The sequence below is a fragment of the Actinomycetota bacterium genome (assembly GCA_035765775.1).
Taxonomy (GTDB): Bacteria; Actinomycetota; CADDZG01; order JAHWKV01; family JAOPZY01; genus DASTWV01.
This window is the reverse complement of record DASTWV010000062.1, coordinates 31,371-55,330: the sequence shown is the minus strand read 5'-3', so window position 1 is coordinate 55,330 and position 23,960 is coordinate 31,371. Positions and strand designations below refer to the sequence as shown.

22 protein-coding genes are annotated in these 23,960 nt (G+C 71.4%); 1 reads left to right on the top strand and 21 read right to left on the bottom strand.

Going from position 1 to position 23,960, the window contains the following annotated elements:
* Window position 1 precedes the first annotated feature (1 nt).
* The 7 genes from VFW71_16915 to VFW71_16885 form a co-directional block, all read right to left on the bottom strand.
* A complete protein-coding gene (locus VFW71_16915) occupies window positions 2-979 on the bottom strand; it encodes a hypothetical protein (protein HEU5004442.1) in 978 nt (325 codons plus the stop codon).
* On the bottom strand, window positions 976-2,121 hold the full coding sequence (sucC, locus tag VFW71_16910) for an ADP-forming succinate--CoA ligase subunit beta (protein ID HEU5004441.1): 1,146 nt from the start codon (window positions 2,119-2,121) through the stop codon (window positions 976-978). The genes VFW71_16915 and sucC overlap by 4 nt, the downstream gene beginning before the upstream one ends.
* Window positions 2,122-2,544 carry a cobalamin B12-binding domain-containing protein gene (locus VFW71_16905; GenBank protein ID HEU5004440.1) on the bottom strand — a complete coding sequence of 141 codons (423 nt, stop codon included), beginning with the start codon at window positions 2,542-2,544 and terminating at the stop codon, window positions 2,122-2,124.
* A 109-nt stretch (window positions 2,545-2,653) separates the two neighbouring features.
* Entirely contained in the window at window positions 2,654-4,864 is a 2,211-nt protein-coding gene (locus VFW71_16900; protein ID HEU5004439.1) for a UvrD-helicase domain-containing protein, read from the bottom strand.
* Window positions 4,865-5,090: 226 nt separating this feature from the next.
* Window positions 5,091-6,647 carry a glutamine-hydrolyzing GMP synthase gene (guaA, locus tag VFW71_16895; protein ID HEU5004438.1) on the bottom strand — a complete coding sequence of 519 codons (1,557 nt, stop codon included), beginning with the start codon at window positions 6,645-6,647 and terminating at the stop codon, window positions 5,091-5,093.
* A gap of 1 nt (window position 6,648) precedes the next feature.
* The gene (locus VFW71_16890; GenBank protein HEU5004437.1) at window positions 6,649-7,809 is read right to left on the bottom strand and encodes a GuaB3 family IMP dehydrogenase-related protein; all 1,161 of its coding nucleotides are present in this window, start codon (window positions 7,807-7,809) and stop codon (window positions 6,649-6,651) included.
* Window positions 7,810-7,889: 80 nt separating this feature from the next.
* Window positions 7,890-8,252, bottom strand: a complete 363-nt coding sequence (locus tag VFW71_16885) for a hypothetical protein (GenBank protein HEU5004436.1) — start codon at window positions 8,250-8,252, stop codon at window positions 7,890-7,892.
* Between the two features lie 162 nt (window positions 8,253-8,414).
* Between VFW71_16885 and VFW71_16880 the strand changes: the two genes are divergently transcribed.
* Window positions 8,415-9,515, top strand: a complete 1,101-nt coding sequence (locus VFW71_16880; protein HEU5004435.1) for a peptidoglycan DD-metalloendopeptidase family protein — start codon at window positions 8,415-8,417, stop codon at window positions 9,513-9,515.
* Between the two features lie 63 nt (window positions 9,516-9,578).
* Here the strand turns inward: VFW71_16880 and VFW71_16875 are convergent, their stop codons facing one another.
* The 14 genes from VFW71_16875 to rplM form a co-directional block, all read right to left on the bottom strand.
* The gene (locus VFW71_16875; protein HEU5004434.1) at window positions 9,579-10,592 is read right to left on the bottom strand and encodes a CHRD domain-containing protein; all 1,014 of its coding nucleotides are present in this window, start codon (window positions 10,590-10,592) and stop codon (window positions 9,579-9,581) included.
* 212 nt (window positions 10,593-10,804) lie between these two features.
* A complete protein-coding gene (groES, locus tag VFW71_16870) occupies window positions 10,805-11,089 on the bottom strand; it encodes a co-chaperone GroES (protein HEU5004433.1) in 285 nt (94 codons plus the stop codon).
* 135 nt (window positions 11,090-11,224) lie between these two features.
* Window positions 11,225-12,388, bottom strand: a complete 1,164-nt coding sequence (tsaD, locus tag VFW71_16865) for a tRNA (adenosine(37)-N6)-threonylcarbamoyltransferase complex transferase subunit TsaD (protein HEU5004432.1) — start codon at window positions 12,386-12,388, stop codon at window positions 11,225-11,227.
* Entirely contained in the window at window positions 12,378-12,941 is a 564-nt protein-coding gene (gene rimI, locus VFW71_16860; GenBank protein HEU5004431.1) for a ribosomal protein S18-alanine N-acetyltransferase, read from the bottom strand. Before rimI ends, tsaD begins: the two co-directional genes overlap by 11 nt.
* A 7-nt stretch (window positions 12,942-12,948) precedes the next feature.
* A complete protein-coding gene (gene tsaB, locus VFW71_16855) occupies window positions 12,949-13,647 on the bottom strand; it encodes a tRNA (adenosine(37)-N6)-threonylcarbamoyltransferase complex dimerization subunit type 1 TsaB (GenBank protein HEU5004430.1) in 699 nt (232 codons plus the stop codon).
* On the bottom strand, window positions 13,648-14,268 hold the full coding sequence (gene tsaE / locus VFW71_16850) for a tRNA (adenosine(37)-N6)-threonylcarbamoyltransferase complex ATPase subunit type 1 TsaE (protein HEU5004429.1): 621 nt from the start codon (window positions 14,266-14,268) through the stop codon (window positions 13,648-13,650).
* Window positions 14,268-14,942: a uracil-DNA glycosylase gene (locus VFW71_16845; protein HEU5004428.1), complete on the bottom strand. Its 675-nt coding sequence runs from the start codon at window positions 14,940-14,942 to the stop codon at window positions 14,268-14,270. Before VFW71_16845 ends, tsaE begins: the two co-directional genes overlap by 1 nt.
* Window positions 14,943-15,114: 172 nt before the next feature.
* Window positions 15,115-16,242, bottom strand: coding sequence for an alanine racemase (gene alr, locus VFW71_16840; protein ID HEU5004427.1), 1,128 nt, complete (start codon window positions 16,240-16,242; stop codon window positions 15,115-15,117).
* A 130-nt stretch (window positions 16,243-16,372) separates the two neighbouring features.
* The gene (locus VFW71_16835; GenBank protein HEU5004426.1) at window positions 16,373-17,902 is read right to left on the bottom strand and encodes an NAD(P)H-hydrate dehydratase; all 1,530 of its coding nucleotides are present in this window, start codon (window positions 17,900-17,902) and stop codon (window positions 16,373-16,375) included.
* Window positions 17,903-17,970: 68 nt separating this feature from the next.
* Window positions 17,971-19,203, bottom strand: coding sequence for a hypothetical protein (locus VFW71_16830; GenBank protein ID HEU5004425.1), 1,233 nt, complete (start codon window positions 19,201-19,203; stop codon window positions 17,971-17,973).
* 303 nt (window positions 19,204-19,506) lie between these two features.
* Window positions 19,507-21,348: a glutamine--fructose-6-phosphate transaminase (isomerizing) gene (gene glmS / locus VFW71_16825; protein HEU5004424.1), complete on the bottom strand. Its 1,842-nt coding sequence runs from the start codon at window positions 21,346-21,348 to the stop codon at window positions 19,507-19,509.
* Between the two features lie 331 nt (window positions 21,349-21,679).
* Window positions 21,680-23,026, bottom strand: coding sequence for a phosphoglucosamine mutase (gene glmM, locus VFW71_16820; GenBank protein ID HEU5004423.1), 1,347 nt, complete (start codon window positions 23,024-23,026; stop codon window positions 21,680-21,682).
* Between the two features lie 6 nt (window positions 23,027-23,032).
* On the bottom strand, window positions 23,033-23,431 hold the full coding sequence (gene rpsI, locus VFW71_16815) for a 30S ribosomal protein S9 (protein HEU5004422.1): 399 nt from the start codon (window positions 23,429-23,431) through the stop codon (window positions 23,033-23,035).
* 7 nt (window positions 23,432-23,438) lie between these two features.
* Complete coding sequence (gene rplM / locus VFW71_16810) at window positions 23,439-23,888, bottom strand: 50S ribosomal protein L13 (GenBank protein HEU5004421.1); 450 nt, start codon at window positions 23,886-23,888, stop codon at window positions 23,439-23,441.
* Window positions 23,889-23,960: the final 72 nt, after the last annotated feature.

The window sequence follows — 23,960 nt, the reverse complement described above, 5'->3', positions numbered from 1 at the left end:
CTCAGGCGAAGGCGACGCTCGCCAGGTCGTCCAGGCCCTCAGCCACCCGGTCGAAGGACTCGCCGCCGTCGTTGGAGTACCACAGCTCGCCGGTGGTGGTGCCGAAGGCCGCCTCGGAGGGCACCCGGGGGTTGATCACCAGCGCCCGGCGGCGCACCGCCCCCTTGAGGTCCTTGACGACGGTCCGGAAGCGCCGGCCGGCATCGGTGGACAGGTAGACGTCGCAGTGGGCGTGCGCCTTCCAGGTCCCCGGCGGGCCCCCGGTGGCCGAGATGATCACCCGGTCGGGCTCCGTGGGATGGGCGGCGAGGCCCATGGTGTACTGCCGCCGGTTCGCCTCCCCCATCGCCCGCCAGGAGATCCCCTCGTCGTCCGAGCAGAAGGCCCCGCACCCGGTGGGCTGGCAACCCCCGGTGGTGATGTACACCCTCTCCGGGCGGGCGGTGGAGAGCTGGATCGAGTGGACGTCGGCGCTGGGGATGCCGAGGTTGAACCAGCTCTTGCCCCCGTCCCGGGAGCGGTACACACCGCCGATGTTGATCCCGACGTAGAGCGTCTTGGCGTCTTTGTGATGCGCCCCGACGGCGCTGACCGAGGCCGGGAGCTTGCCGGCCTGGGCACCATCGCGCTCGGGGGCGCCCCACCAGGTCTCTGCGCCCGGGCTCGTCGCCAGGCTCCGGAACTCGGTCCACGATTCGCCCAGGTCCTTGGCCCGCCACGCCGCCACCGGCAGGCACCCGGCCAGCAGCCGGCCGTTGCGGGCCAGCGCCAACGCGGTCACCGACTCGCCCAGGTCCTTGGCCAGTACCTTGGCCTCGCCCGAGCCCGACCACGACACGATGGTGCCCGACTGGGTCCCGGCCAGGACGTCCCCGTCGGCGGCCCGCACCAGGCACAGCACGCCGGCGATGTCGAGCCGGGTAACGTCGCCGTCCTCATAGAGCGCCAGGCCGTCTGCCCCACCCAGGAAGAGCCTCATGCCGCCGCCCGCTCCCGGGCCGCCTGCACCGCGCCCGCCGCCGCCTCCATCATCCCGGCGGCCGTGCGGATCCGGGGGTGGTTGGCCTCCGCCAGGATGGCCCGCCCCTCGGCGGCGTTGGTGCCTTCCAGCCGGATCACGATGGGGACCTCGGTGGGCGTGCGGGCCAGCGCCTCGAGGATCCCCCGGGCGACGAGGTCGCAGCGGGTGATACCGCCGAAGATGTTGACCAGCACGGCATGCACCGCCCCCGGGGGCCCCGCCAGCACCACCCCGAGTGCCCGGGCGAGTTGTTCGGCGCTGGCCCCACCGCCGACATCGAGGAAGTTGGCCGGTGCCCCGCCCGCCTGCGCCACCACGTCCAGGGTGGACATCACCAGCCCGGCGCCGTTGCCGATGATGCCGACGTCGCCGTCCAGCTTGACGAAGTTGAGGCCCGCCTCAGCGGCCAGCGCCTCCTGCCGGTCCGGGCGGTCCCCCTGGTAGGCGGCAAGGTCCGGGTGGCGGAAGAGCGCCGAGTCGTCGATGGTGACCTTGGCGTCCAGCGCCACCAGCCCGCCGGGCGTCAGCGCCAGGGGGTTGACCTCCACCAGGGTGGCGTCGCTCTCGGCGAACACCCGGTAGAGCTTGGGCAGCAGCGCCAGGGCGCCCCCCCGGGCCCGAGGATCGATCCCGGCGCCGAACACCAGGGCGCGCACCTGGAAGTCCGCGAGGCCCAGCAGGGGGTCGATGCGGGCCCCAGCCATCGACGCCTCGCCGCCGGCCTCCACCTCCACGCCACCGCGGGCCGAGAGGAGGAACAGGGCGCCTCCCGAGCGCCGGTCGAACGTGATAGCGGTGTAGTACTCGGCCTCGATCGTGGCGGCGGGTTCGATGAGCAGGCGCTCCACCACCTCAGAGCCGATCGTCATCCCGAGGATCGTGCCCGCCGCCGCCCGGGCGTCGGGGCCGCCTGACACCACCTTGACCCCGCCCGCCTTGCCCCGGCCGCCGGTGCGAACCTGGGCCTTGATCGCCACCCGGCCCCCGAGAACCTCCGCCGCTTCTGCCGCCTCGTCGGGCGACGTCACCACGCGGCCCGCCGGGACGGGGATCCCGGCTCGGGCAAATAGCTCCTTGCCTTGGTGCTCCAAGAGGTCCACTCAGTTGACCCGCGAGGTGCCGCGCCGGTCCGGCCCCAGCGTGCGGTCGATCCACGCAATGATTTCGGCGGTGTTGGTCCCCGGGGTGAAGATCTCGGCAATCCCCGCCGCCTTGAGCGGCTCGACGTCCTCCCGCGGGATGATGCCTCCGCCGAACACCGGCACGTCACCGAATCCCTTCTCCTTGAGGAGCTCCACCACCCGGGGGAACAGCACCATGTGGGCACCGGACAGGCAGGAAAGGCCCACAGCGTCAGCATCCTCCTGAATGGCCGCCTCGGCGATCTGCTCAGGCGTTTGGTGCAGCCCGGTGTAGATGACCTCGATGCCCGCATCCCGCAACGCCCTGGCGACCACCTTCACCCCCCGGTCGTGCCCGTCTAGCCCCGGCTTGGCCAGAACGATGCGGATCCGATCCTCCACTCCTGGCACGGCTGCCCAGCCCCTCCCTGCCGAGACCGCTAGGGTAGTCGAATCAAGGTTGGGGCGCCGCTGGGCGCAGGCGGTACCCGGGCCGGACCGAGCGGGGGGATCAGTCTGCCGCCTTGATAGGGGCATACGCCAACAGGAGGCGCTTCTCCCCGATCCCGGAGAACCAGATGCTCGCCTCGGCCTTGGCGCCTGCCCCGGCCAGGGCCGTAATGACGCCGGCCCCCCAGCGCTCGTGCTCGACGGCCTGGCCCACCCGCCAGCCCGCCTGCGCCCGCACGACATCGGGGAACTGCGGGTTGCGGGAGGAGGACGACACCACTGCGTCGCCCAGCACCCGTATCACCTCGGGCGGGATTTCGCCCAGGAACTTCGACGGCGTGTTGTAGCCGAAGTGCCCCGACAGGTTGCGCTGCCGGGCGTAAACCAGGTAGAGGCGCTCCTTGGCCCGGGTGATGCCCACGTAGGCCAGACGGCGCTCCTCCTCCAGCTCGTCGGGGCTGCCGAGTGAGCGCATGTGCGGGAAGACGCCCTCCTCGAGCCCGGTGATGAACACGACGGGGAACTCCAGCCCCTTGGCGTTGTGCAGCGTCATCAGCGACACAGTGGACGACTCGTCGTCGTACTCGTCCTGCTCGCTCACCAGGCTCACCGAGGCCAGGAAGTCGGCCAGGGTCGCCTCCGGGACGGTCAGCTCGTACTGCCCGGCGGCGACGGCCAGCTCCTTGAGGTTCTCCACCCGGCCGAGGGCCTCGATGGAGCGGTCGGCCTCCAGTTCGGCCAGGTACCCGCTGCGCGCCCAGGCGGCCTCGATCACCCGGGTCGCCCCGGCCCCCTCGTGGATCAGGTCGCGCACCTCGCCGATCACCGCCAGGAAATCCCGCAGGCCCCCCAGGGCCCGGGTGGACAGCCCCTCGATGGCCCCGTTGGCGGCGTCCTCGAGGGCCTCGTACAGGGTGATGCCCTGGAAGGTGGCGTGGGCGTCCACCGCCTGCACGGTCTTGTCCCCCACCCCCCGGCGGGGCACGTTGATCACCCGCCGGATGCTGGCCGAGTCCGCCGTGTTCACCGCCACCCGCAGGTAGGCCAGGATGTCCTTGATCTCCCGGCGCTCGTAGAAGCGCAGCCCGCCGAGCACCCGGTACGGGATGCCGAACCGGGTGAACACCTCCTCGATGACCCGGGACTGGGCATTGGTCCGGTAGAAAACCGCCATGTCCCGGTAGCGGTACCCCTCGGTCTCCCGGAGGCGGTCCACCTCGACCGCCACAAAAGCGGCCTCATCGTGCTCGTCGGTGGCCAGGTACTGCCCGATCAGGTCCCCGGCGCCCAGGTCGGTCCACAGGTTCTTGGGTTTGCGCTGGCGGTTGTTCTCGATGAGGGCGTTGGCGGCCGAGAGGATATTCTGCGTGGAGCGGTAGTTGCGGTCCAGCGTGATGATGCGGGCCGTGGGGAAGGCCTGCTCGAAGGCCAGCAGGTTGCGGTAGTCGGCCCCCCGGAAGGCGTAGATGGACTGGTCCATGTCCCCGACGACGCAGATGTTGCCGTCCGGCGCCTTGAGTAGCGACACCAGCTCGAACTGGGCGGCGTTGGTGTCCTGGAACTCGTCCACCAGCACGTGCGCCCAGCGGGAGCGGTACACCGTCCGGACGTCGTCCATGCGCAGGACCCGCACGGCGTTGCCGATGAGGTCGTCGAAGTCCATCGCACTGGCCTGGGCCAGCTGGCGCTGGTACTCCCGGAACACCGGCGCCATCACCTGGAGCTGCCACTCGGAGCTGGCCTCCCAGTCGTCCGGGCCCAGGAGCTGGTCTTTGGCCCGGGAGATCCGATGGCGGATCTGGGAGGGCTTGAAGCGCCCGGCCCCCAGGGCGGACTCCTTCAGGATGTGGGTGACCAGGCGGTCGGAGTCCGCCGAGTCGTAGATCGTGAAGGAGGAGGCATAGCCCAGCCGGGGCGCCTCCCGGCGCAGCAGCCGGGCGCACATGGCGTGGAACGTGCCCACCCACATCGTCTTCACCACCGGGCCGATGAGCCCCTCCACCCGCTCCCGCATCTGCCCGGCGGCCTTGTTGGTGAACGTGATGGCCAGGATGGCGAACGGGTGGACGTCCCGGTCCCGGACCAGATGGGCGATGCGCCGGGTGAGGACTGCGGTCTTGCCGCTCCCCGCCCCGGCCACGATGAGCAGCGGGCCGTCTCCATGGGCGGCCGCCTCCCGCTGGGCGGGGTTGAGCCCGGCCAGGAGGTCCGGTCGGTCCGGGCGGTCCGGATGGCCGGCGTCGAGGGCGAGCCCGAGCTGGGCGGATTCCATCTATGGAATTATGCCGCGGGGGTGTGACAGCCGGAGCCCGAGACGGGGGCCGCGGGGGCGACCGTGGACTCCCACGCCGATGCCGTGGCGGACCTCACCCGGGATCGTTTGGATGTTCACGGGGATTGCGGCCCCGCCTGCGAGTGTCACCGCGATTCTGTGTACATCGGCCGCCACCTAGGACCCCTGGGTGTAGACAGAAACCGAGGCCTCTCCCGGCGGGCGCCTACTCCCACTCGATGGTGGCCGGGGGCTTCGACGAGATGTCGTACACCACCCGGTTCACCCCCGGCACCTCGGCCACGATCCGGCCCGCGATGACGTCGAGCACCTCGGGGGGGACCCGGGCCCAGTCGGCGGTCATGGCGTCCTCGGACTCCACCGCCCGCACCGCCACCACGTTGCCGTAGGTGCGCTCGTCGCCCATCACGCCCACCGTCCGCACCGGCAGCAGCACGGCGAAGGACTGCCAGATCTGGCGGGACAGCCCCGCCCGGTGCAGCTCGCCCACCACGATGGCGTCCGCCGCCCGCACCATCGCCAGGCGTTCGGGGGTGACCTCGCCCAGGATGCGCACCGCCAGGCCCGGCCCGGGGAAGGGCTGGCGCCACACGATCTCCTCCGGGAGGCCCAGCTCCTCGCCCACCTTGCGGACCTCGTCCTTGAACAGGTCCCGCAGCGGTTCGACCAGCTCGAAGGCCATGTCGTCGGGCAGGCCCCCGACATTGTGGTGGGTCTTGATCCGGGCGGCCACACCGCTGGCACCACCGGACTCGATCACGTCGGGGTACAGCGTGCCCTGGACCAGGAACGGGGCAGCGGCCTCGGAGCCGGCAATGTCGCGGGCCGCCTCCTCGAAGACCCGGATGAACTCGACACCGATCACCTTGCGTTTCTGTTCGGGATCGGTGACCCCGGCGAGGCGCTCCTGGAAACGGTCGGCCGCCTTCACGTGCACCAGGTCGATGTTGAGGTGGCCGCCGAAAGTGTCCACCACCTGCTCGGCCTCGCCCGCCCGGAGCAGGCCGTGGTCCACGAAGATGCAGGTGAGGCGATCGCCCACCGCCCGGTGGACCAGGGCGGCGGCCACGGCGGAGTCCACCCCGCCGGACAGGCCGCACACCACCCGGTGGTCCCCGACCCGGGCCCGCACCGCTTCCAGCTGCGCCTCGATCACGCCGGTGGCGGTCCACGAGGGCAGGCAGTCGCACGCCTTGTAGAGGAAGTTCTTCAGCACCTCGGTGCCGTTGGGCGTGTGGGCCACCTCGGGATGGAACTGCACGCCGAAGAGGCCCCGGGCCGGGTCCTCCATGGCCGCCACGGCCGCGCCCGGGCTGGAAGCGGTGGCCCGGAATCCCTCCGGCGGGGTGACCACGCCGTCGTTGTGGCTCATCCATGCGGTCTGGGCCTCCGCCAGGCCCTCGAACAGCAGACCGCCGGTGAGCGACACCGACGTCCGGCCGTACTCGCCCGCCTGGCCCCGGGCCACCTCGCCGCCCAGGGTGGCGGCCATCAGCTGGTGCCCGTAGCAGATGCCCAGGACCGGGATGCCCAGGTCGAAGAGGCCGGGGTCGGCCTGGTAGGCACCGGGCTCGTAGACGCTCTTGGGCCCCCCGGAGAAGATCAGGCCCTTGGGCGCCCGGCGGCGGACCTCGGCGGGGGAGATCGAGGCGGGCACGATCTCGGAGCGCACCCGGCACTCCCGCACCCGGCGGGCGATGAGCTGGGCGTACTGCGCGCCGAAATCGACGACCAGGACGGTGTCGAAGGCTTCGGGCGCCATCTCAGGCGCCCTGGCCCACTCCCTGCTGGCGCTGCAGGAACTTGCCCTCGCTGGTGATGGCCGGGGCGATCACGATCTCGGCCTTCTGGAACTCCTTGATGGAGGCGTAGCCGCAGGTGGCCATGGAGAACTTGAGGGCGCCGAAGAGGTTCATGGTGCCGTCATTGACCTTGGCCGGGCCGTAGAGGATCTCCTCGAGGCTCCCCGCCATGCCCGACTCCACCCGCACCCCGCGGGGTAGCGAGGAGTGGAAGCTCGCCATCCCCCAGTGGTAGCCGCGCCCCGGGGCCTCGGCGGCCCGGGTGAGCGGGGAGCCGATCATGACCGCATCGGCGCCGCACGCGATGGCTTTGGCGATGTCGCCGCCGGTGCGCATGCCGCCGTCGGCGATCACCTGCACGTAGCGTCCGCTCTCGTCCAGGTGGCGCATCCGGGCGGCGGCCACGTCGGCGATGGCGGTGGCCTGCGGTACCCCGATGCCCAGGACCTGGCGGGAGGTGCACGCGGCACCGGGGCCGACGCCCACGAGGACGCCGACCGCTCCGGTGCGCATCAGGTGCAGCCCGGCCTGGTACGAGGCGCATCCGCCGACGATCACCGGCAGGTCGTAGGTGGCGATGAACTTCTTCAGGTCCAGGGGCTCGGTGTGCGCCGAGAGGTGCTCGGCCGACACCACGGTGCCCTGGATGATGAGGATGTCCAGGTCGGCCTCGGTCACCAGCGAGGCGTACTTCGTCACCGCCTGGGGCGTGAGGCTGGCGGCGGCGATGACGCCCGCCTCTTTGATCTGGCCGATGCGCTTGTGGATCAGCTCAGGCTTGATCGGCTCGGTGTAGAGCTCCTGCATGCGGGCAGTCGCCGTTTCCTTGGGGGCGGCGGCGATCTCTTCCAGGACGGTGTCCACGTCCTCGTAGCGGGTCTGCAGGCCCTCGAGGTTCAGCACGGCGAGCCCGCCCAGCCGGCCGATCTCGGCGGCCGAGGAGGGCGACACGACGGCGTCCATGGCGGCGGCCATGAGCGGGAGGGTGAAGCGGTAGGCGTCGATCTCCCAGCTCAGGTCCACGTCGTCGGGATCCCGGGTCCGCCGTGAGGGCACGATGGCGATGTCGTCGAATCCGTAGGCCCGCCGGGCCGTCTTGCCAATGCCGATCTCGAGATCCATGTGTGGTGGCTCCTGTAGTGGTCGGTGGGCTCTTTTATACCAGGTGTGGTAGGTCAGACTGCGCCTTACCGGACTGCGCCCTACCCCATGCCGATGCCCGTCATGTAGCCCCGGATCAGCAAGCCGGTGACGAAGAGGGACGCGACGCCGAACACCGCCCACTCGACGCCGGTGAACCTCTTGGCCACCCGGTGGGCGACATAGAGCACCAGCACCGTGAAGCCGCCGTAGGAGTAGTGCAGCCAGGGCCGGCGGTTGCCCAGGAGCAGCAGAATGATCCCGGCCACCACCTGGATCCCGATGGCCACCTGGCCCACCGCCAGCAGGCCCCAGAAGCCGGGGCCGGGGTCCTTGTTGCGGATCCAGAACAGGGTGCCCCACACGAACAGAACGAAGAAGATCGCAATGAGGGCCCCGCCGATCAGCTTGTGGAATGTGGGCACGCGCAGACCACCTGACGGGAAGCGCTGACTGAGGCCGGGGAGGCTATCACCTTGACAGGGCTCGCGGCGCGCCGCTACCGTGGCTCCCGCATGCAGCCCCACGGCGTTTTCGCGCGCCCATCTGGGCGCCTTCCCGGGCCCACGCGGGCATTCCTCCGGACGTTGACGACCTGGTCGGTCGCCATTGCCCTGCTCGGCCTGGTTGTGGTGGCTGCGCCCGCGGGCGCCAGCAGCGGCAGTGACCAGAGCCAGCTGGACCAGACTCGGGCGCAGCTCGCCGCGATCGAAAAGAAGCTGGCGGCGTCCAAAGGCAAGCAGTCGGTGATCCAGTCGCAGGTCGCGGCCCTGAACAAGCAGATCGACACCCTGAACCGCCAGCTGGGGGTCAACACCCAGTCGGTGTACAACCTGAAAAGCGACATCGCCACTGACAACGCCCAGATCGCCCAGCTCCAGTCCCAGGAGCAGAGCGCGCAGGCGGCGGCTGACACGCGTGCCCGCAGCATCTACGAGGCGGGCCCGGCCCAGACGCTCACCTCATTGCTGTCCGCCCGCTCGATCGGCCAGCTGGAGCGCCAGACCGTGGTGTGGCAGATCGCCTCGCAGATCGATGCCAAGGTGATGATCCAGACCCGGCGCCTGAAGGACGCCATCGGCGTGGAGCAGGCCGATCTGCAGGCATCCGAGAGCGCCCTGCAGGCGAAGGAGGGCGCCCTCAGTGCCCGGGGCGACCTGTTGAACGGTGCCAAGGCCCAGCGCCAGGCCGCCCTGGACGCGGTCAACGCCGAGATCACCCAGGAGTTGAAGGACGAGCAGGAGCTCACCCAGGAGTCGGTCGACCTGACCAACGCCCTGGAGAACGACGCCTCGCTCTCGCACGGCTCGGGCGCCGTCTCCGGGGCCGGCCTGGCCTGGCCGGTGCACGGGCCGATCACCTCGCCCTTCGGCCCCCGCCGGGGCGGCTTCCACTACGGGATCGACATCGGCGCGTCCACCGGCACGCCCATCCATGCGGCCAAGGACGGGACGGTGCTGAGCATCTCGTGCGGGACCGGATACGGGATCTGCTCGATCATCGACAACGGCAATGGGGTATCGACCCTGTACGCCCACATGAGCCGCAAGATCATCGACGGTGGCCACGTCAGCCAGGGCGAGGTGATCGGCGACGTGGGCTGCACCGGCTACTGCACCGGGCCGCACCTCCACTTCGAGGTCCGCATCAACGGCGTGCCCAACAACCCGATGAACTACCTGCCGTAAGGCGGCCCGGCCGCCGGGCCGGCCCCACCGACGCTCCGGGGCCGGCCGGCGACCGCCCGTGCGCTACCCGGGCAGATCCACGCAGAGGATGGGCTGGAACACCAGCGTCGGCTGCCCGTTGGGCGTGGTTATGGCGGCGCCCGACCCCATGTGCACGTTGACGTACCAGCCGGTGGCCGGCGGGGCGGTCATGACGCCGGTCACCGTGGAGCTGCCCGTGGCGTTGCCCGTGGCGTCCGCCATCAGGTCACTCAGCATGTAGACCACCGGGCCCTGGGCGGCGCACGATCCGGAGTGGACGTGGGCGGCGTGGGCCGTGCTGGTGGGCAGCCCGGTGGCGTTGATGTTCACGGTGAGCGTGTGGGCAGTGGCGTCGTAGTGGTCACTGACGGTGCCCTGGGGGTGCTGGCCGGGCTGGGGGAGGGCCTGCATCGTGAGCGTGATGGGTCCGGTCTTGGAGCTGGTCGACGCCGTGCTGGTAGGCCTGGCCGTGCTGGTAGGCGTGGCCGTGGAGGTCGAGGACGAGGTGGAGGTCGGGGTCGCCGTGCCCGTGGCCCCCGTGGCCCCCGTGGCCCCTGTGGCCCCTGTGGCGGTGCTGGTCGGCAGGTCGGCGCAGGCGATGGGCGTGAAGCTCGTCGAGCCCGGGCTCCCCAACTGGGCGCCGGGCGCCAGGTGGACGTTCAGGTAGCCGCTGGCGGGGATCCCGCCGGCCACCGCGGTGGACTTCACCGTCTCGCTCACTGCCCCGGCTGCATTCGCCGTCAGGTCGGGGAAGGGGATCACCGGCGGGTTCACCTGGTTGAGGCAGCTCCCGGTGTGGATGTGCATGGCGTGGGCGCTGCCGGGCGTGAAGCCGACCATGTTGACCGTTGCGCTGATCACCTTGGTGGTCGGGTCCCAGGTCAGGGTGGCGGTGCCGGTGGGCATCTGCTGTAGCGTGAGCGAGGCGGCGGTGGGCGTCGGGCTCGGGGGCGGGGCGCTGGAACTCCCCGGTGAATTGTTCGTCGAGGTCGTGGACTTCGAACAGCCAGCCAGTACCATCCCCACCACCACGAAGAGCACCAGACGATGCCGCACAGGCCCACTCCTTTCACCCGGGGGCCGCGACCCGGCCCCTCCGTTGCGGCGTGGCTGTGCTCGCGCGCGACCACGCCTGATGAGCGATATTCCCATCCGCTGAAGAGTTCAATCTCGGCGCATTGCGCGGGCGAGGCAGACCGGGCCGCACCGGAGACGCGAAAAGGCCCCGCCGGAGCGGGGCCTTCAACCGAGCAGCTGGGTCGTGACGGTTAGCTGATCACCCCGAGGATGTCCCGCTCGGACAGGATCAGCAGGTCCTCGCCATCCACTTTCACCTCGGTGCCGCCGTACTTGGAGAAGATGACCTTGTCGCCTTCCTTGACGTCCAGCGGGATCCGCGTGCCCTCGTGGTAGGCGCCCGGACCGGCCGCGACGATGACGCCCTCCTGGGGCTTCTCCTTGGCGGTGTCTGGGATGACCAGCCCGGAGGGCAAGGCCTGCTCGGTGTCCTCGACCCGGACCAGTACCCGGTCGCCTAGTGGCCGCAGCTTCATTCCGTACCTCCTCTTGGTATTCGAACCCTGTGGTGTCGGTTAGCACTCAAACCTCCAGAGTGCTAATGGCATGCTACCGGAGGCACCCCCGAGCGTCAAACCCGACCTCAGAAGGGCGCGGAGCGCGAGCGGAGCTCAGACGATGGGCAGGTTGGGGTCCGGGCTGACGTCCAGCGAGGCCCGCACCCCCCGGCGGTAGCGATGGTACCCGCAGCCGGCCACCATGGCGGCGTTGTCCGTGCAGAGCCCGGGCGACGGGTAGAACAGGCGCAGGTTGGCCTGCTCGCAGCCCACGCCGATGGCCTCCCGCAGCCGGGAGTTGGCCGCCACGCCGCCGGCGATCACCACCGTGGGGACCTCCCGCTCCCGGGCCGCCTTCAGGGTCTTGGTGACCAGGCAGTCCACCAGGGCCTCCTGGAACGAGGCGCACAGGTCGGCGGTGTCGGGCTCGTTGCCCGCCCGGCGCTGGCCCTCGACGTAGGTGAGCACCGCAGTCTTGAGGCCGGAGAAGGAGAAGTCGTAGCCCTCCCGGAGCATCGGGCGGGGGAAGGCGATGGCGATCGGGTTCCCGCTGGCCGCCATCTTGTCCACCACCGGCCCGCCCGGGTAGCCGAGGGCCAGGTAGCGGGCCACCTTGTCGAAGGCCTCGCCGGCGGCATCGTCCAGCGTCTCGCCCAGCAGCTCGTACTCGCCGTGGGCGGGCATGTGGACCAGCATGGTGTGGCCCCCGGAGACGATGAGGGCGATGAGCGGCGGCTCGCACGCCGGGTGCTCCAGGAAGTTGGCGTAGATGTGGGCCTCCAGGTGGTTGACCCCGACGAGAGGCACCTCCAGGAGGGCGGCGAGCGACTTGGCCGCCGCCACACCGACCACCAGGGACCCGATGAGGCCGGGGCCTATGGTGACCGCGACGGCGTCGAGGTCCCAGAAGGTGACATCGGCCTGGCGCAACGCCTCGGCCAGGGCCGGGTTGATCGCCTGGACGTGCGCCCGGGAGGCCAGCTCGGGCACGATGCCGCCGTAGCGCTCGTGGAGAGCCGACTGCGAGGACACGACATTGGCCAGGAGCTTGCTCTCGCCCTGGAGCACCGCCACCGAGGTTTCGTCGCACGAGGTCTCGATGGCCAGGATCAGGGTCTCCTGTTGGAGGTCGCCCAATACCTGGCGCTCGGGCAGGGGCTCGACCCCCAGGCCTTCGGGGTCATCCGGCCCCAGGTCGAGGTCGCTGCGCAGATCCTCCCGCACCGGGACCTCGACGATCCCGGCCACCGCGGACTCGGAGGAGCGGCTAGGAGGCACCGGCATCACCCCCGCCGACGTGGGTGATCGTGGCCCGGTGGCGGTCGAGGACCTCGCCGTACTTCGGCAGGTCCACCCCTTCCACCCACATGACAATGGCGTCCTCGCCGGTCTCGACGTAGTAGCCCCGGCGCACGCCCACCGGGCGGAACCCGAAGGCTTCGTACATCTTCTGGGCCCCGAGATTGGACTTGCGGACCTCGAGCGACACCGAGCGGCACCCCCGGTTCGTGGCGGAGTCGATGAGGCCCAGCATGAGCTTGGTCCCGATGTGGTTGCGGTGGTAGCCGGGATCGACCGCGATCGTGGTGATGTGGGCTTCCGGCGGGGCGATCATGACGCCCCCGTACCCGATCACCTGGGCGTCGTAACGGGCTACCAGGTAGGCCCGGTCGGTCTTGCGGCTCATCTCCTGCAGGAAGAGGGCTGCGCTCCACGGCCGGGGGTACACCTGTGACTCGATGCGCAGCACCTGGCGCAGGTGGCGGCGGCGCATGACCACCAGCTCGACGGCCTGCGGGTCGATCTGGGGCGGGTGGGGAAGGGCGCTCATCGGGAGGTCACCGGAGGCTGCGGGCGTCCCAGTTGATTTCGGCCTGGGTGCGCCGCATGTACATGGGCTCGATATCGAACAGGCGGTCGAAGTCCTCCCGGACGAGGCGGGGCAGGGCGAGATCGATCAGTGCGGCCGACCGGGGGAATGCATGCGTCATCGTGCCCAACTCCACTCTCTCCGCCACCTCCAGCTTAGCCCGGTACAGCAGGGCCCCATTCCCGATGGCGAGGACCTCGGACCCCTGGGCGTCGAACTCGGCGGCGAGGCGCTCGGGCGAGCCGACCTGGTACTCGCTGACCCGGGTGATGCCTCCCGGGACCTGGCGGTAGAAGGCGAAGAACACCTCGCCCCGCTTGGCGTCCAGCACCGGGCAGATCACCTTGGCGGTGTAGCGGGCGTCGAAGGCGAGCAGATCAAGGGAGGGCACCCCGACGATGGGCACCGAGAGCGCCTGGGCCAGGGTCTTGGCGGTGGCGACGCCCACCCGCATGCCGGTGAAGAGCCCCGGCCCCAGGCCGATCGCCAGGGCGGAGAGCTGGCGGTAGGTGAGCCCCGACTGGCGCATGAGGAACTCGACCGCGGGCAGCAGGAACTCGCCGTAGGCCGCCCCTCGGGAGATCGTGCAGGAGCCGATGATGCCCTGCTCGGAGCCGATGGTGACCGACGCCTGGGGGGTGGAGGTCTCGATGCCCAGCACCAGCATCTAGCGGCCCTCCCCGCGCGGGTGGTCGGGGCCGTCATCGGGGCCCGGACTGGGTGAGACCACGCCCTCGACGAGCACCTGGGCGGTCTGCATGCGCTTCTCCCACAGCGCCCCGTGGGGCCGGAGCGAGATCTGGCGCACGGTGTCCCGGGACGGGCCGAACGGATCGCCCGCCGCGCCGTAGCGCATGTGGATGCTGAGGTGCTCCTTGGGCAGCAGCGGCTCCACCATGTCCCCCCACTCGACCACGACGATGTGGCCCGGGTCCAGGAATTCGTCGTAGCCCAGGTCCACCACCTCCTGCATCCGCTCCAGGCGGTAGACATCCATGTGGATCAATGGGTACCGGCCCCCAAGGTACTCGCGCATCAGGATGAAGGTCGGGCTCGTCACCCGGTCCGGGATCCCCAGCCCGGCCGCCAGGCCCTGGACGAAGGTGGTCTTGCCGGCGCCCAGGTCCCCACCCAGCGCCACAACGTCGCCCGGGTGCAGCAGCGGGCTGAGCGACATCGCCAGGCGCCGGGTCTGCTCAGGCGACCCGGACTCCAGCTCCAGAGACCGGTGGTTGGACGAGGCGCCGGGGAAGCGGCCCGGGAGATGCCCGGGTGGGAAGGGCGGCATCAGAAGAGGGCGTCCTGCTCGTAGGGCTCGAGCTCCGCCGCCTCACTCCCGTCGGCCCGCCGGGCGGGCGCCTCGGGGGGCTCAGGCGGGGCGGGCGGGGCGGGGGGCGGCTCGGCCAGGATGGCTGCGATCAGGGCGAAGTCGTCCCGCAGGGCGGTCATCTGCGGGGAGGCGCCGCCGCCCCCGTGCAACACGGCGGCGGGGTGGAACGTGGGCACGACGGTGGCTCCGCCGATGGTGAAGCGCTGCCCGCGCACCCGGGAGATCGACACCTGGCGGTCCAGGACGAACCGGGTGGCGAAGTTGCCCAGCGTGACGATCACCCGGGGCTTGATGAAGCCCAGCTGCGCCGAAAGGTAGGGGCGGCAGGCGTCGATCTCGTCCGGCATCGGGTCCCGGTTACCCGGCGGCCGGCACTTGAGGACATTGCAGATGCAGCACCCGGTGCGGTCCAGGCCGATGGTGGCGAGCATGCTGTCCAGCAGCTGCCCGGCGGCGCCGACGAAGGGCAGCCCCTGGCGGTCCTCATGGAACCCGGGGGCCTCCCCGACGAACATGAGCGACGAGTCAGGGTTGCCGTCCATCCAGACCACCTGGGTGCGGCCGGCTGACAGGCGGCACCGGGTGCAGCCGAGCGCCTCGGCGCGAACCTCGGCCAGCGTCTCCCAGGTCACCGCCCCTCCCCTCGCCGAGATGGCGCTCCGCCTCCGGCTCCGCCGTTTGCCGAGCCCGTGCACCGCTCGCCCCACCCGGCTCTGGGCGGCACGCGCGGGCAGTCCCTGTGGTGCTTCCTCACGGTCATGATACCGGCGGGGGGGGTTGACGAACCCAGTGCGGGGACGGGCTCTAGGAGTCCACGTAAAGCCGCGGAACCCGGGCGCTGAGGCCGCAGACCACCTCATAGGGGATGGTCCCCAGCCGGGTGGCCACCTCCTGGGCGGTGATCGCGTCGCCCTCCTGCCGGCCCAGAATGGTGACCTCGTCCCCCGGGGCCAGCTCGTCCTCACCGGCGTCCACCATCAGGTGGTCCATGGTCACGGTGCCCGCCACCCGGTAGCGCCGCCCCCGGATCAGCACCTCGCCCTGATTGGTGAGTGCCCGGCGGAACCCGTCGGCGTAGCCGCACGGGATGCTGGCCACGTGGCCCTCGGCCGGCATCACGTAGCGCTGGCCATAGGACACGGACTCCCCGGCGGCCAGGGTCTTGGTGAACCCCACCCGGGTACGGAACGACATCGCCGGCTCCAGCTCCAGGCGGTCGGCGAGGCCGGGGTCCGGGTGGATGCCGTACACCGCGATGCCGGAGCGCACCATGTCGAGGTGCGCCTCGGGGAAGCTCAGCGTGGCGGCCGAGTTGGCCATGTGGCGGATCAGCCCGTCAGCCCGGCGCCCCAGGCCCTCGAGGACATCGGAGAAGGCCTCGAACTGGGCCTTGGTGTAGGGGTTGAGGACATCCTCGGCCACAGCGAAGTGCGACCAGATCCCCTGTAGATCGAGAGCGGGCTCATCCCGGAGGCCCTCCAGGAACCCGGGGACGGCGTGGGGCGGCACTCCGTAGCGGTGCATGCCGGTGTCCACCTTCACGTGCACAGGCAGCTTCGTCCCGGCCTGGCGGGCGGCGGCGGCGATCCGGCGGGCACTTTCCGCGGTGTACAGCGTGGGCGTCAGCCCCAGTGCCACCGCCTTGGCGGTGGCGCCCGCCACCGGCTCGGCCAGCAGCAGGATGGGAGCGGTGATCCCGGCTTCCCGCAGGGCCTCACCCTCGTGGACCCGGGCGACGCCCAGCCAGCCGGCACCCCCGGCCAGGGCAGCGCGGGCGACCGCGATCGCTCCGTGGCCGTAGCCGTCCGCCTTGACCACCGCCAACAGTTCGGTGCCCGGGCTGAGCAGGCCGCGCAGGCGCTCGGTGTTGCGCCGGATGGCGCCGACGTCCACCTCGGCCCAGACGGTGAGCTCGTCGCGGTCCAGGTTCACGGCCGCCTCCCCCTCGGAAGTTGTCTGTGAGTGCCTGGGGGTGCCATGCGGGCCTCAGCACTCACAGACTCGCCGCAGGCCCAGCCGGCGGGGCGGTCATAGCGCATGCACACAGCATTCCCCTCCCTGGTCACCATGCCCCCTCCAGCTCGCGCAGCACCCCTGCCACCGCGTCGGGCAGGTCGCCGGCGAGCGTACCCCGGACGCCGATGCGCTGGGCGAGGACGTCGCCCGCCCGGCCGTGCACCCAGGCCGCCGCCCAGGCCGCAGTGAACGGGGCGAGCCCGGCGGCGAGGAAGGCCACGGTCACGCCGGTCAGCACATCGCCGGTCCCGCCGGTGGCGAGGGCCGGGCCGCCGGTGGTCACCACCGCCACCTCGCCCCCCGGGGAGGCCACGATGCTGCGGTAGCCCTTCAGCACCACGACCGCATGCAGGAGGCGGGCCGCCGTGGTGGCCGAGCCGAGGCGGTCGGCCTGGATGGCGGCGGTGGAGGTCTGCAGGAGGCGGCTGAGCTCCCCGGGGTGCGGGGTCACGACGGTGGGGGCCAGGCGGGCGGCGAGGATGTCGGTGTCGCCGGCAATCGCATTGAGCCCGTCGGCGTCGAGGACGAGCGGGCGGCCGAGCTGCTGCGCCAGCGCCCGGACGGCCTCCGCCGTCTGCGGTGCGGCGGTGAGCCCGGGGCCGATGGCCACGGCCGACACCCCCTCTGCCCGGGCCAGCACCGGTGCGACGGACCCCGCCCCCAGCGTCCCTTCTGCGGTCTCGGGCAGGCCGAGGGTGGTGGCCTCCAGCACACCGAGGTCCTGAGCCGAGGCCACCGAGCGGATCGTCGCCAGCGCCGCCAGCCCGGCCCCCGCCCGCAGGGCTGCCCGGGTGGCGAGCGCGGCGGCGCCCATCATGCCCCGGGACCCGGCTACCACCAAGACGGTGCCCACGCTGCGCTTGTGGGCGTCGAGCGGGCGGGGGCCGAGGGCGGCGGCCACGTCGCCCTCCTCCGGCATGCCCGCCACCGCGGGCGGGGACGGCATGGCGATGCCGATGTCCACCACCTCGATCCGCCCCGCAGCAGCCGATCCCGGGTACAAGAGCAGGCCCAGCTTGCGGGCCGCCATGGTGACGGTGACATCGGCGTGGATCGCGGGGCCGGCGATCTCGCCGGTGGCGCCGTTCACGCCGCTGGGGATATCGACCGCCAGGACGGGGCGGCGTCGGGCGTTGATGGCGTTGACGGCGTCGGCGGCCGGCCCGGTCAGCGACCCCCGGAAGCCGGTCCCGAAGAGGGCATCGACCACGAGATCGCACTGGGCCAGCTCACGGGCGAACCTGATGGGCTCGGAGCGGAAGCGGCGGATGTTCTTGAGCTTGTGGAAGTTGGTGAGGGCGTCGCCCGAGAGCTCGTCGGGGCCGTGGAGGCAGGCGACCACGGGATAGGCCCCCCAGTCCGCCAGCAGGCGGGCGGACACGAAGCCGTCCCCGGCGTTGTTGCCCCGCCCGCAGACCACGAGGATGCGGCGCCCGTAGGCTCCACCGGCCATCCCCACGGCCACCTGGGCCACTGCCCGCCCGGCGCGCTCCATGAGGGAATGGGAAGGGGTACCGGCGGCAATCGTGGCCCGGTCGGCCGCCCCCATCTCTTCCGGGGTCAGGACAGGCTGCACCGGGCCATTCTAGGCGCCGCACGGCTGGCGCCAGCCCCCAGCCCGCGCCGAGCCGAGCGGTCCTGGCCTTACTCGGCCGCCGGTCCGCCGGTCTCGGCGGGCTCATCGGCCCGCTGCTCGGCCCGCTCCACCTCCCGGACTGCCGCCCGGGGCGTCCGGGCCCGCGTGTCCTTCAACGACCCGCCCCACGGCACCCGGCGGGCCCCGTCGGGGTCATCCGGGGTCCGGTCCAGCAGGCGGACCGGCGGGATGGGATCGGTGGGGTAGCGGCGGGGCCCCGACCACAGGGACGGGGGGGCATCGATCCCGTAGGCGAGGGCGTAGACAATGGACTCGTAGTTCACCCGCCACCCCTGGAAATGGACCCACACCTCGTCCACCGGCCGGTTGATCGGGTACCCGTAGGCCTGCATGCGGGCGATGCCCACATCGAACTCCTCCCGGGTCAGCCGGATGCCGTCGTCAGGCCGGGGGTCGGGGTTGTAGGGGATCCCGACCGTCGAAGCCAGCTGCTGCAGGCAGCCGAACCCCATGCGCAGGAAGAGGCGGGCCTGCAGGGCCACCTCGCCCGAGATGGCGGCCTGCAGGGCGGCGGCATCCAGGGTGGCCAGCAGGGCGATCAGCCAGGAGGTGAGCGGCCTGGGGGACTGGAAACGCATGAGGACGGGGTAGCTGGAGTGGCTCTCGGACAGCTCGGCCGCCCAGCGCTCCCAGGTGGCGTACAGGGCGGGGAGCTCGGGCAGCCCCCCCATGAGCTGCGCCCGGGCAAGGAGCTCGGGACCCCAGGCCGGCGAGCCCGCCCGCACGGCGAGCAGGGTCACCTCGGCCTCCCGGCGGTTGAAGGCGGTGTACAGCGTGGGCAGGTAGGCGATCTGCAGGGCGATGACGATCAGCCCGGTGGCCCCGGCCGCCAGGTCCAGCGTCGTCGCCGGCCCGCCCCGGCTGGCGGCGAACCCCATCGTGAGCAACGATGACCCCGACTCGCGCAGCGCCGCACCAAACCCGTGGAGGACCGGCCAGAGCAGCAGGGCGAAGGCGAGGCCATAGAGCGCCAGCCAGGTCCACAGCTGGGTGGCCAGGATCAGGGGGGCATGGACGGCCCGGAACCGGCTGCGCCGCTCGTGGCCTTCCACGAAGTGGGCGATGCCACGGAAGATCCGGTCGGTGGCGTCGTCGATCCAACGCAGCAGCAGCCCCGCCCGGCTGCCCGGCATCAACAGCGTGCGGGCCACGCTGCGGGAGGTCAGCACGATGAGCGCGCCGCCCGCCAGGTCGGCAGCCCAGGTCTCCGCGCCGGTCATGCGTCCACCGCGCCCGAGCGTACCCCCAGAGGGATCGTCGCAGGGCGGCCTGAGGTCAACATCAGCATTCCCTGTGATCTGCCTGTGGAACCCCGCCTGGATGCCATCGCCGCCACTTCCGGAGCTTCCTGTGACGCTGAGCCACCTATATACGGTGGTTCATGCTCCCAAGAATGCGGCTGGTGGCCCAATCTCCGCACCCACTCTGGGCGGGGCCGGCGGCACGTTCATCGGCACCGCCCGCATGCCATGCTCGATCTTGGCCAGGGCCGAGGCGAGGGCCTCGCCGTCGCCGATGAGCGGTTACTCCACCGTGACGGACTTCGCCAGGTTCCTCGGCCGGTCGGGGTCCAGCCCCCGCTGGGTGGCCACGTAGTAGGCCAGGAGCTGCAACGGCAGCAGGTCCAGCATGGGCGAGAGGAGTTCGGCGGTCTGGGGCACCACGAAGACCTCCTCGGCCACGCCCAGCACGCGCTCGTCACCCTCCTGGGCGATGCACACCACGGCCGCCCCCCGGGCCCGTGCCTCCTCCACGTTGGAGATCAGCTTGCCCAGCACCCGGCTGTGGGTGGCGATGGCCACGACGGGCACCCCTTTGTCGATCAGGGCGATGGGGCCGTGCTTCATCTCACCTGCGGCGAAGCCCTCGGCGTGCAGGTAGGAGATCTCCTTGAGCTTCAGGGCCCCCTCCAGCGCCAGCGGGTACCCGACCCCCCGCCCGATGAACAGCCACCCGGTGGCGGAGGCGAAGCGCTCGGCCACGGCCCGCACCCGGGAGTCGTCCACCAGCACCGCCTCCATAAGCTCGGGGATGCGCCACAGCTCGCGCACCACCTCGGCGGCGTCGTCGCCGGCCATCGACCCGATGGCCTGGGCGAACCACAGGCCGAGCAGCCAGAGGGCCACGATCTGCGTGGTGAGCGTCTTGGTGGCGGCCACTCCGATCTCCGGCCCGGCGTGGGTGTAGAGCACCCCCTCGGCCTCCCGGGACAGGCTGGAGCCCACGACGTTGGTGATCACCACGGTGCGGGCGCCCTGCCGGCGGGCGTAGCGCACCGCGGCCAGGGTGTCGGCGGTCTCCCCGGACTGCGAGATCCCCACCACCAGCGTCTTGGTGTTCAACACCGGGTCCCGGTAGCGGAACTCGCTGGCGACGTCGATCTCCACCGGGATGCGGGCCCAGCGCTCGAAGGCGTACTTGGCCACCAGCCCGGCGTGGTAGGAGGACCCGCAGGCGACGATGAAGATCTTGTCCACCCCCGCCACATCCTCCGGGCTCAGGGCCAGCTCGGTGAGGCTCAGCTCGCCGGTGGGCTCCGCCCGGCCCCGCAGCGTGTCCCGCAGGGCGCCGGGCTGCTCGTGGATCTCCTTCAGCATGAAGGTGTCGTAGCCCGCCTTCTCGGCCGCCTCCCGGTCCCAGGCCACCTCGGTGGAGGTAGGGGGATGCTCGGCGCCGTCGATACCCACGATGCGCACCCCGCTCGGGGAGAGCTGGGCCACCTCGCCGTCGGCCAGCCAGACCACCTTGCGGGTGTAGCGCAGCAGCGGGGCGACGTCGGAGGCCAGGAAGTACTCGCCGTCGCCCAGCCCCAGCACCAGCGGGGCATCGACCCGGGCACCGACGATGGTGCCCGGCTGGCGGGCGTCGATGGCCACGATGGCGTACGACCCGTGCAGCTGGGCGGCGGCCCGGCGGACCGCCTCCAGGAGGCTGCCGGCTTCGGCCAACCGGGACTCGACCAGGTGGGCCACCACTTCGGAGTCGGTGGCCGATCCGAAGGTGTGCCCGGCGGCGATGAGCTCGGCCCGCAGCTGGAGGTGGTTCTCGATGATGCCGTTGTGGACGATGGCGAGGTTGCCGCTGCAGTCCCGGTGCGGGTGGGCGTTGGACTCACTGGGCTCGCCGCAGGTGGCCCAGCGGGTGTGACCGATGCCCGAGTGTTGGCCATTGGCCAGCCCGGTCGTGGCGGCCACCAGCTCATCCACCTTGCCGGCGCGGCGCACCACCTCGAGGCCTGGCCCGCCCCCGTGGGCGGGCAGCGCCACCCCGGCCGAGTCGTAGCCCCGGTACTCCAATGATTTCAGGCCCTCGAGCAGTACCGGGAGGGCAGACCGGTCACCTACATAGCCGACAATGCCGCACATAGCGGAGACACACTCCTTTACCTACGCAAGAGAGCACACGTGGGTCCGCGCGGCGAAGTTGCGCTACGTCGGTGCCGGTTTGTCACGTGGGATCGCTCCCACGGTTTGTCGGCACCGTTACGACCGTAGCCAGCCGGAGGTCACCCGCCGAATGTTTCGAGATCCCTCTCCTCGTCAACTCGGGGCCGCTGTGCTACCGGCCGGCCGAGTCCAGGCGCTGGTTGTGTTGCTCCAGCAACGCTCGCCGCTGGTTCCGGGTCAGAGTCCCCCAGTCGCATCCCCCCTTCCTTGCTACCTGCTAAGTATCGGATACGAGGGCTGAAACTTGAGCTTACGCCCCCGGCTCCCCCAGCTCCCGGAGGACGACGTTGACGATGGTGGACGCCGCCTCGTTGGCGGTGACCGAGTCGGCCGCCTCCACCATGACCCGCACCAGGGCCTCGGTCCCCGACGGGCGCACCAGCACCCGGCCCAGGTCGCCCAGCTCGAGGCGGATCTGGGCGACGGCCTCCCACACGCCGATGGCCTCGGGCAGCGCGTCCCGGTCCTTCACCGGCACGTTGACCAGCACCTGCGGGTAGCGCTCCACCACCTTGGCCAGCTCGGCCAGCGGGGCGCCGCTGGACGCCATCCGCCCCAGCAGCCGGAGGCCGGTGATCAGCCCGTCGCCGGTGGTGGAGCAGTCGGCGAGGATCACGTGGCCGGACTGCTCCCCGCCGATGCCGGCGCCGTGGCGGCGCATCGCCTCGATCACGTAGCGGTCGCCCACCGCAGTCTCCACCAGGTCCATCCCGGCGTTGGTCATCGCCAGCCGGAAGCCCAGGTTGGCCATCACCGTGGTGACGACGGCGTTGCCCGGCAGGCGGCCCTGCTCCCGCAGCTCCAGGGCGAGGATGGCGATGATGGCGTCGCCGTCCACGGCATTGCCCCGGGCATCCACCGCCAGCACCCGGTCGGCGTCGCCGTCGTGGGCCAGGCCCACATCGGCCTGGTGGCGCACCACGGCCTCGGCCACCGCCTCCAGGTAGGTGGAGCCGCACTCGACGTTGATGTTCATGCCATCCGGCTGGACGTTGATCGCGATGACCTCCGCCCCCGCCTCGGCGAGCGCCCGCGGGCTGGTCTGGTAGGCCGCCCCGTGGGCGCAGTCCACCACCACCTTCAGGCCCTCCAGGCGCCGTCCCTCGAGCGAGCGCAGCGCATGTGCCACGTAGCGGTCCTGGGCATCGGGCTCGGTGGTGACCCGGCCGATCGCCCCGCCGATGACCCCCTCGCCCTCCTGGCCCACGAGGGCCTCGATGGCATCTTCCTCGGCATCGGTCAGCTTGTAGCCGTCCCGGCCGAAGAACTTGATCCCGTTGTGCTCCGCCGGGTTGTGGGAGGCCGACACCACCGCCCCGGCATCGGCCCGGAGGTCGGTGGCCAGGAAGGCGGCCGCCGGGGTGGGGAGTACGCCGCACAGGGTGACATCCGCCCCGGCGGAGAGCAGTCCGGCGGACAGGGCAGCCTCCAGGAGGTCACCCGAGCGCCGGGTGTCCCGCACGATCAGCACGCTGGGGCGCTGGTGGCGGGCGCCCAGCGCGGCGGCCGCCGCCCGGCCGAGCGCCAAGGCGATCTCCGGGGTCAGCTCGACGTTGGCGATGCCCCGGACGCCGTCGGTCCCGAACAGCCGGCCCATGGCGGGCTAGCGCTTGGAGTACTGCGGGGCCTTGCGCGCCTTCTTCAGACCGTACTTGCGCCGTTCCTTGGCCCGTGCGTCCCGGGTCAGCATGCCGGCCCGCTTGAGCGGCACCCGCAGCTCCGGGTCCAGCTCCACCAGCGCCCGGGCGATCCCGTGGCGGATGGCGCCCGCCTGGCCGGTGGTGCCGCCGCCCTCGAGGAGCGCGAACACGGTGTAGGCCTTCTCCCGGCCGACCACCCGCAACGGCTCCAGGATGGTCATGCGCACCGCCAGGTTGGGGAAGTAGTCCTCGAGGCTGCGACCACGGTTGATGTCGAAGTTGCCGTCGCCGGGCGCCAGGCGCACCCGGGCCACCGCTTCCTTGCGTCGCCCGGTCGCCCGGGCCAGTTCGCTTACCGCCATGGTCGCTCTATCCCTTGTGCTTGCCGGACGCCGGCTTGGTGGGCTTGATCGCCAGCGGCTGCGGCTGCTGGGCGGCGTGGGGGTGGGTGGGGCCGGTGTAGACATGCAGCTTGCGCCCCATCGCCCGGCCGAGGCGGTTGTGCGGCAGCATGCCCTTGACCGCCTTCTCGACGGCCACGTCGGCCCGCTCGCCGAGCAGTTTGCTGTAGCCGATGGCCTTCAGGCCGCCCGGGTACCCGGAGTGGCGGTACCACACCTTCTGGTTGACCTTGTTGCCGGTCATCCGCACCTTGGCGGCGTTGACGATCACCACGAAGTCACCGACGTCGTGGTGCGGCGCCCAGGACGGCTTGTGTTTGCCCCGGAGCACATGGGCAACCTGCGCGGCGAGACGGCCGAGAACCTGGTTCTCGGCGTCGACCACCCACCAGACGCGCTCCTCGGGAGAGGCTGTCACGGGGACTGGTCCCACAGGGGGCGAAGCGAGCTCGCCCGCAGACGTAGTCAAAGCTGAGACAGCCTAGTGGGG